This is a genomic window from Kitasatospora sp. NPDC057512 (genome assembly GCF_042802135.1).
Classification (GTDB): domain Bacteria; phylum Actinomycetota; class Actinomycetes; order Streptomycetales; family Streptomycetaceae; genus Kitasatospora.
Map to the genome: position 1 here is coordinate 1 of NZ_JBHVET010001242.1, position 1289 is coordinate 1289.

The following is a 1289-nucleotide window of genomic DNA, read 5'->3' on the forward strand; positions in this document are numbered from 1 at the left end:
CACCCGGCCCGTCCCGCGGTGTCCGGCACGGCCTCGCGGGCGCCGTAGCCGAGGCCGTGCCCGGGGCCGTGGCCGCCGTCGTGACGCCGGGGGAACCGGGGGTGTCGTCATGACCACTCCCGGAACCATTACCCTGGGGGCGTGGCAGCCGTCGATCCTTCCGAAGAGCTCAAGAACCTCGATACGACCATGGGGTCGATCGAGGCCGTCATCGACCTGGACAAGATCCGGGCCGACATCGCGGTCCTGGAGGAGGAGGCAGCCGCCCCCACCCTGTGGGACGACGTCGCGAACGCGCAGAAGGTGACCAGCCGGCTCTCCTTCCTCCAGGGCGAACTGCGCCGGGTCGAGGGCCTGCGCAGCCGTATCGACGACCTGGGCGTGCTGTTCGAGCTCGCCGAGGCCGAGGACGACGCGGACACCCGCGCCGAGGCCGAGAACGAGCTCGTCGCCCTCCAGAAGGCGGTCGAGGAGCTGGAGGTCCGTACCCTCCTGTCCGGCGAGTACGACGCCCGCGAGGCGCTGATCAACATCCGTGCCGAGGCCGGTGGCGTGGACGCCGCCGACTTCGCCGAGCAGCTCATGCGCATGTACCTGCGCTGGGCCGAGCGGCACGGGTACCCCACCGAGGTGTACGACACCTCGTACGCCGAAGAGGCCGGCATCAAGTCCGCGACCTTCACCGTGAAGGCGCCGTACGCCTACGGCACCCTCTCGGTCGAGCAGGGCACCCACCGCCTGGTCCGCATCTCGCCGTTCGACAACCAGGGCCGCCGGCAGACCTCCTTCGCCGGTGTCGAGGTGCTCCCCGTGGTCGAGCAGTCCGACCACGTCGACATCGACGAGGGCGAGCTCCGGGTGGACGTCTACCGCGCCTCCGGCCCCGGTGGCCAGGGCGTCAACACCACCGACTCGGCGGTGCGCATCACGCACATCCCGACCGGCATCGTGGTCTCCTGCCAGAACGAGCGCTCGCAGATCCAGAACAAGGCGTCCGCGATGAACGTCCTCCAGGCCAAGCTGCTGGAGCGGCGCCGCCAGGAGGAGAAGGCGGCGATGGACGCGCTCAAGGACAGCGGCAGCTCCTGGGGCAACCAGATGCGCTCCTACGTGCTGCACCCGTACCAGATGGTGAAGGACGTCCGCACCGCGTACGAGGCCGGCAACCCGCAGGCCGTGCTGGACGGCGACATCGACGGCTTCATCGAGGCCGGGATCCGCTGGCGCAAGCAGCGCGAGACCAGCGCCGAGTAGCGGCAGACAACGAGGAAGGGCCCCGACCGCAGCGG

1 protein-coding gene is annotated in these 1289 nt (G+C 70.3%); it reads left to right on the forward strand.

From position 1 onward, the window contains the following. Positions 1 to 141 precede the first annotated feature (141 nt). The gene (prfB, locus tag ACFU6K_RS39205; protein ID WP_380671486.1) at positions 142 to 1254 is read left to right on the forward strand and encodes a peptide chain release factor 2; all 1113 of its coding nucleotides are present in this window, start codon (positions 142 to 144) and stop codon (positions 1252 to 1254) included. Positions 1255 to 1289: the final 35 nt, after the last annotated feature.